General features: G+C 65.2%; 7 protein-coding genes and 1 pseudogene. 5 read left to right on the top strand and 3 right to left on the bottom strand.

All coding sequences use genetic code 11. The features are described from left to right. The 5 genes and pseudogenes from H8B02_RS43685 to H8B02_RS43665 all read left to right on the top strand — a co-directional run. Window positions 1–213, top strand: a pseudogene (locus tag H8B02_RS43685) (hypothetical protein); the annotation flags it as partial. Further along, window positions 210–1,100: an amidohydrolase family protein gene (locus tag H8B02_RS43680; RefSeq protein WP_229171968.1), complete on the top strand. Its 891-nt coding sequence runs from the start codon at window positions 210–212 to the stop codon at window positions 1,098–1,100. The pseudogene H8B02_RS43685 and the gene H8B02_RS43680, both read left to right, overlap by 4 nt. Window positions 1,101–1,149: 49 nt before the next feature. After that, window positions 1,150–1,998 (top strand): MBL fold metallo-hydrolase, encoded by an 849-nt coding sequence (locus tag H8B02_RS43675; protein ID WP_229171967.1) that lies wholly within the window; start codon window positions 1,150–1,152, stop codon window positions 1,996–1,998. Between the two features lie 18 nt (window positions 1,999–2,016). Further along, complete coding sequence (locus tag H8B02_RS43670; protein ID WP_229171966.1) at window positions 2,017–3,591, top strand: isochorismatase family protein; 1,575 nt, start codon at window positions 2,017–2,019, stop codon at window positions 3,589–3,591. A gap of 12 nt (window positions 3,592–3,603) precedes the next feature. After that, complete coding sequence (locus H8B02_RS43665) at window positions 3,604–4,230, top strand: FMN-dependent NADH-azoreductase (protein ID WP_229171965.1); 627 nt, start codon at window positions 3,604–3,606, stop codon at window positions 4,228–4,230. Between the two features lie 212 nt (window positions 4,231–4,442). Here the strand turns inward: H8B02_RS43665 and H8B02_RS43660 are convergent, their stop codons facing one another. The 3 genes from H8B02_RS43660 to H8B02_RS43650 form a co-directional block, all read right to left on the bottom strand. Further along, the gene (locus H8B02_RS43660) at window positions 4,443–5,519 is read right to left on the bottom strand and encodes a sensor histidine kinase (protein WP_376711783.1); all 1,077 of its coding nucleotides are present in this window, start codon (window positions 5,517–5,519) and stop codon (window positions 4,443–4,445) included. 283 nt (window positions 5,520–5,802) lie between these two features. Then, window positions 5,803–6,495 carry a response regulator transcription factor gene (locus H8B02_RS43655; RefSeq protein WP_163151609.1) on the bottom strand — a complete coding sequence of 231 codons (693 nt, stop codon included), beginning with the start codon at window positions 6,493–6,495 and terminating at the stop codon, window positions 5,803–5,805. 114 nt (window positions 6,496–6,609) lie between these two features. After that, the coding region (locus H8B02_RS43650; protein WP_229171963.1) for a hypothetical protein at window positions 6,610–6,974 on the bottom strand (365 nt) is incomplete at its 5' end.

Here is a 6,974-nt window from a genome sequence, read left to right as displayed (position 1 = left end):
GACCCGGCGGCGCTGCGCGATGCGGTCGCAAAGCTGTCGCGCCGGGCCTGGCGCGTGAGCTGGCTGACGCCGCTCGCGACGTCGCCCGGCTTCAAGCCGCAAACCGAGGCGCTGATCGCGATCCAGCGCTTCGTCGATGATCTCGTAGACGGCGGATCGAGCGCGGCAGTGGTCGCGCATCTGCTGTCGCTTGCAACAAGGAGAGCTGCGTGACTGGCATTGTCGACGGACATCATCACATCTGGCGACAGGCCGATCTCGCCTGGCTGTCCGGCCCAATGCAGCCGCGCATCTTCGGCCCCTACGAGCCGATCCGCCGCGACTATCCGATCGAAGAGTATCTCGACGACCTCAAGGGCACCGGCGTCACCCGCTCGGTCTACGTCCAGACCAACTGGCCGAACGGCCAATTCGAGGACGAGGCGGCCTGGGTGCAGCAGACCGCGGATCAGCACGGCTGGCCGCACGCGCTCGTCGCCTATGCCGATTTTTCCGTCAACGACGTCCGGCCGCAGCTCGATCGGCTGAAGCGTTATCCGCTGGTGCGCGGCGTGCGCATGCAGCTGCACTGGCACGAGAACGAGCTCTATCGCTTCGCGGCCCGTCCCGATCTCTGCACCGATCCGGTGATCCGGCACAATGTCGGCCACCTCGCCGACTATGGCTGGAGCTTCGACCTGCAGGTGTTCGCGCCGCAGATGGCCGATGCCGCGGGCCTCGCCGAGGCCTGCCCTAACGTGACGTTCATCCTGCAACACGCCGGGATGCTGGAGGATTTGTCGCCGCAAGGCCGCGCCGCCTGGCGCGCCGGCATGGCCCGGCTCGCGCAATGTCCCAACGTGGTGTCGAAGCTGTCGGGGCTCGGCACCTTCATCCATCGCAACGATGCCGCGCATATCGCCGGCGTCATGATCGACACGGTCGCGATCTTCGGCGCGGACCGCTGCCTGTTCGGTTCGAACTTTCCGATCGAGAAGCTGTGGACCAGCTACCGCGATCTCATCGACGCCTTCAAGGCGGCTGCCGAACGGCTCAGCCGCGAGCAGCGCGAGGCAATCTTCAGCATAACGGCGACGCGGGTCTATCGGCTGGGGCCATAGCCGCGCTGCGCACGAACATATCAACGAACACGAATTGGGAGGGAGAGCGATGCCGTTGGAGATCAAGATCCTGGACTACGGCGATATCGAGCTGGAATCGAGCTTCCTCGTGCTCGGGCACAATTGCGGCCGCACCCGCCGCGTGCTGACGCTCGGATTCCTGATCCTCGGCGGCCCCTACCCCGTGCTGGTCGATACCGGCTATCGCTCCAACCAGATCATGGAGACGCTCGGCATGCGCGGCCTCCAGTTTCACGAGAACATGATCGAGAATCAGCTCGCCCGCCACGGCGTGCGGATGGGCGACGTCCGTTTCGTCTGCCACACCCATCTGCACATCGACCATGCCGGCAAGGACGATCTGTTCCCGATGAACACGACCGTCGTCGTCAACCGCAAGGAGCTGGAATACTCGGTCTCCGGCCTGATGCATCCGCAATATCCCGCGCCCGACATCAAGCACCTGATCGACCGCCTGCACACCAAAAGCGCGCTGCGCTTCCTCGACCTCGAGATCACCGGTCCGGTCGAGCTGATGCCGGGCGTCTATTGCGATGCCGCCAACGCCCATACCGAAGGCTCGATGAACATCCACGTCCACACCGCCGACGGCATTGCCACGATCTGCGGCGACGTGATCTACGATTTCAACGACCAGATCGTCACCCCCTTCAACGAGATCCAGGACGCCGAGCCGCGTACCACCGGCAACCACGGCACCAGCAAGCGCGCCGAGAAGGCCGCGATCAAGAAGCTGCTGTCGAGTTCGCGCTATTTGCTCCCCGTGCATGATCGCCCGGCGAAGATCGAGGGCGGCGCAGTGGTCGGCCGCCTGCACGACCAGGTCCCCGGGCCCGTCGTGCAAAGCTTGCCGCAACGCAGCTGGTTTCCGGCGTAGACGCGGAGGACTGACGCGATGACGCATGTCACGCTGCGCGGGGAGTTCGATGACCTGATCGATCCCTATGCACCGGTCGGCCAGGTCGGAACGGGCTTCGATTTTACCGAGGGGCCAATCTGGCATCCGGTCGATCACTTCCTGCTGTTCTCCGACATGCCGGGCGACGTGCGACGGCGCTGGGACGCGCGGCGCGGCGTGGTCGAGGTCAAGCGGCCGTCGAACAAGTGCAACGGCATGACCTACGATGCCGACCTCAATCTGATCGTCTGCGAGCACGCGACCTCCTCGCTGATCCGTGAGCGGCCCGACGGGCGGCGCGAGGTGCTGGCCTCGCATTACGAGAACCAGGAGCTCAACAGTCCGAACGACGTCTGCGTGCACTCCTCCGGTGCGATCTATTTCTCCGATCCCTGGTATGGCCGCATGCCGGTCTATGGCGTCGAGCGGCCGCGCCAGCTTGGCTTCCAGGGCGTCTATCGCGTGCCGCCCAGCGGCGGCGCGCCGAAACTGCTGGTCGATCGTTATCTGTTCGAGCAGCCGAACGGGCTGTGCTTCTCGCCCGACGAGCGCATCCTCTATGTCAACGACACCGTGCAGGCTCTGATCCGCGCTTTCGACGTCACCGGCGACGGCTCGCTCGGCAATCCGCGCGTGTTCGCATCCGGCATTCGCTCCGAGCTCCAGCCCGGTCTGCCCGACGGCATGAAGTGCGACCAGCGCGGCAATGTCTGGGTCACCGCGCCCGGCGGCGTCTGGGTCTATTCGCCAGACGGCAATCTGCTCGGCAAGATCCGCCTGCCCGAGCTCGTCGCCAACCTCGCCTGGGGCGGCGCCGATTTCCGGACGCTCTATCTGACCGCGACCCATTCGGTCTACGCGATCCCGACCAAGGTCGGGCCGCGCAACGAGCCCTATATGACCGGCAAGCGCGGCGGCGCCGGCGCCGTATCGTCCTCCACGCCGGCGCCCAATCTCGCCGCCGGCGAGATGCAGATCGATCCGCAACGCTGCGCGATGATCATCCAGGACATGCAGAACGACGTCATCATGGACGGCGGCGCGTTCGCCGAGTCCGGTGCACCGGCACATGCGCGCCAGCAGCATGTCGTCGAGAATGTCCGCCGTGTCGCCGAGGCCGCCCGTACCCGCGGCGTCGCCATCATCCATGTCTGGTTCGTGGTCGAGCCGGGCGCGCCCGGTGTCACGTTGAACGCGCCGCTGTTCGAGGGGCTGGTCGACAGCAAGGCGATGGTGCGCGGCAGCTGGGGCGCCGCGCCGGTCTCCGGTCTCGAGCCGCGCCCGGGCGATTTTGTGGTCGAGAAGATGCGGATGAGCGCCTGGGAAGGCACCCGCCTCGAAACCATCCTGAAGGCCACCGGCCGCGACATGATCATCAACACCGGGGCCTGGACCAACATGTCGGTCGAGCACACCGCGCGCACCGGCGCCGACAAGGGCTATTTCATGATCGTGCCGGAGGATTGCTGCTCGACCATGAATGCCGACTGGCACAACGCCGCGATCAATTTTGCCCTGCAGAACGTCTCCGTCGTGACCAACGCAGACGCCGTCATCAAGGCGCTCGGCTGAGAGGCGGATGCATTGCCGAAGCTGCTTCACGTCGCCTGCTCTCCCCGCGCCGATTCGGAATCGGCAGCCGGCGCGCGCGTCTTTCTCGATCGCTTCCGGGAGGTGCGGCCGGATTGGGAGATCGACGCGATGAATCTCTGGCGCGATCCGCTGCCCGAGTTCGAGGGTTATCTGCTTGAGGCCAAGTACGCCCGGATCGGCGGCAAGAGCTTCACCAATTCGCAGCAAGATGCCTTTGCGATGGCCGAGCGCCTGGCGCTGCGGCTGTCGCTGGCCGACCGCGTGCTGATCTCGACGCCGATGTGGAATTTTTCCATCCCCTACAAGCTCAAGCAGTGGGTCGACGTCATCATCCAGCCCGGACTGACCTTCCGCTTCGATCCGGCGTTAGGCTATCTGCCGCTGCTCAAGGACCGCCCGACGGTCGTGATCATTGCCAGCGGCAGCGACTTCGTCACCGGCATGAACCGCGGCCGCATCGACATGGCGACGCCCTATCTGCGGGAGGTGCTGCGGTTCATCGGCATCAGCGACGTCCGCTTCGTGCCGATCGGCCCGACCACCGGCCCCACTGATCCGATCCGCGCCGCCCGCGAGGCCGCGCATCGGAGGCTCGCGGAGATGGCGGGGCGGTTTTGACCTGCTCTCACCACATCGTCGTCCCTGCGAAAGCAGGGACCCATAACCACAGGGTCGTGTTGTTGAAGCGAGCTGTGGCCCCAGCTCAGCAAAAGCAATGCTCATTGGTGGTTATGGGTCCCGGGTCGCGCTTCGCTTGCCCGGGACGACACCAAGTTTGTTGCACGTCCGGCGGACATACATCCGCATTCTCGCGACAGCGCTAACACTCCCTATGTTTCCGCAACGGGAAATACGAGCCTGCACAACAGTCCCGGTGCGTTGTCGCGCAATTCGATGCGCGCGCCGTGCAGGCTGGCGACCGCCGCGACCAGACTGAGGCCGAGGCCGTTGCCTGGCGTATAGCGGCTTTGCTCGAGCCGATAGAAGCGCTTGAAGACGCGATCGTGCTGGTCGGCCGGAATGCCGGGGCCGTCGTCGGCGACCGAAATCACCGCTTCACCTTCGTCATTGTCGCAGGTCACGGTCACCCGTCCGCCCGGACGGCCATGCTTGATGGCGTTGTCGACGAGATTGGCGATGGCGTCGAACAGGAGGTCGCGGTCACCGGTGACCAATACCGCCGGATCGCCGGCAAGATCGAGATGGGTGGTGACCTCTTCGGCGGCGGCATCGTAGAGCTCGACCACCTCGCCTGCGATCTCGACCAGATTGACGGTGCGGAACGCACCCTTGCGAGCCCGCGTCTCGATCTCGGAAATCCGCGTGATCGATGCGAACATCCCGAGTACCGCGTCGAGATCGGCGATCGTGTCGCCGATCAGCGCCGCATCGCCCTCCCCGTTGCGCGGGGCGTGATAGGCCTTCTCGAGCCGGCCGCGCATGCGGGTCAGCGGCGTGCGCAGGTCGTGGGCGATATTCTCGCTGACCTGCTTGACGTCCCCCATCAGGGATTGGATGCGATCCAGCATCAGATTGAGATTCTCGGCGACGCGATCCCATTCGTCATGGCTGCCGTGGAGCGGGATGCGCTGGTCGAGGCCGGAGAGCATGATGGCGCGACTGGTCGCATTGATCGACTCGATCCGGCTGACCGTTCGCTGCGTGACCCCGATGCTGGCAGCCGCCGCAAGCCCGATGATCAGCACAATAGCCGCGATGCCCGCGGCCCTGATCTGCGCCATGAAACCGTCGAGATCGCTGATGTCGCGGCCGACCAGCAGCCGATCGCCGTTTGACAAGGTCTCCGTCGCAGCTCGCACCAGAGCGGGTTCCGCGGAGAGCTGCGGCAGCGAAGCGCGGAATTCAGCCCATCCCTGCCCGGCAGCATCGTTTGGCCATTGCCCCAGATTTCCAGCGAGTACCGCGGAGCCGGGGCCAGCCAACAGATAGACATGATCGGCTACGCCCCTGTCCGCAATGCGCTGTGCGATCGACGCGGCCAGGCCATCACGGCCGGATCGCGCATAGGCAGCATCGAGGCTCGCCTGCTCAGTCATGATTGCGCGATCGGACCTGTCGCGCACATAGGACAGCGTCGACCAGTAGACGTAAGCGAAGATGGCGGACACGATCAGGCCGAAGACGCCGATGGCGATCAAGGCCAGGCGAAACGTCGATGACCCAAGGGTTTTAGCCAGGAGCACGGAGGCAGTACCCGATGCCGCGGATCGTGTGGATCAGCGGATAGGCTTGCTGGTCGTCGACCTTGCGGCGCACCCGCCCGACATAGACATCGATGATGTTGGTCGAGGGATCGAAGTGCAGATCCCACACGTGCTGCAACAGCATGGCGCGCGACACCACGCGGCCTTCATTCCGAGTGAGATATTCGAGCAGCTGGAATTCCTTCGGCAGCAGCGGAATCTTCCGGCCGCGGCGGCTTGCCGTCCGCGCGATCAGATCGACCGCAAGATCGCCGACCCGCAGGATGGTCTCCTTGGCAACGGTCTCGCTGCGGCGACCGAGCGCCTCGAGCCGCGCCAGCAGCTCGACAAAGGAAAACGGTTTGACCAGATAGTCGTCGCCGCCGGCGCGCAAGCCTCGCACGCGGTCGTCGACCTCACCGAGCGCGCTGATGATCAGAAACGGCACCGCGATGCCGTCGTCGCGCATCTGACGCATCACCGTGATGCCGTCGATATCGGGCAGCATGCGATCGATCGTGATCACGGCATAGTCGCGCGCCGCGCCCTGGCTCAGCGCCTCGCGGCCGTTCGCCGCAAGGTCCACGTCATAGCCGCTGGTGGTGAGCTCTTCGACGAGTTGACCCGCGGTCTCCGGATCGTCCTCGACGACGAGAATGCGGCGGTGAGCTCCGGTCATTGTGTTCAACTCTCCGAGCGCCCGCCCCGCGACGATCGCCGCCAGACTATCCCATTCCGGGGCTGGATGGAACGTCTGGCGACGACCGCGACAACGGTGCGGTTGGTTGGGCGATCACCAATAGTCACCGCACACATTGACCCATTGCAGACCGTAGGACGTCCATACCCGGCGGTAACAGCCATCGTAGTAATCGGCATAGACGTAAGGCCCGCCGAAGAATGCGAAGCGATGGAAGCGGTGGTGATGGAAGAAGCCGCCGTGATGGAAGAAGCGTCCGCCGTGGAATCCGGCTCCGGCAAATCGCGGGCCGAAAGCAGGAGCGCCGGCGAAGCGCGCGCCGCCGAAGTGCCCGCCGGCAAAATGGCCGCCGCCGCCCATCGCGGCGAATGCCATGCTTCCGCCACGCATGCCGCCACCGAAACCTCCGCCATGCATTCCGCCGCCAAAGCCGCCACCGTGCATGCCGCCACCCATGG

The organism is Bradyrhizobium altum (assembly GCF_020889705.1).
Classification (GTDB): Bacteria; Pseudomonadota; Alphaproteobacteria; order Rhizobiales; family Xanthobacteraceae; genus Bradyrhizobium; species Bradyrhizobium altum.
The sequence above is the reverse complement of the archived record's forward strand: the minus strand, read 5'-3'. Positions and strand labels throughout refer to the sequence as shown.

Excerpts from the sequence above, each read along its gene's own strand:
- H8B02_RS43675 (WP_229171967.1), top strand. The coding sequence starts at position 1,150 with ATGCCGTTGGAGATCAAGATCCTGGACTACGGCGATATCGAGCTGGAA.
- H8B02_RS43670 (WP_229171966.1), top strand. The coding sequence starts at position 2,017 with ATGACGCATGTCACGCTGCGCGGGGAGTTCGATGACCTGATCGATCCC.
- H8B02_RS43655 (WP_163151609.1), bottom strand. The coding sequence starts at position 6,495 with ATGACCGGAGCTCACCGCCGCATTCTCGTCGTCGAGGACGATCCGGAG.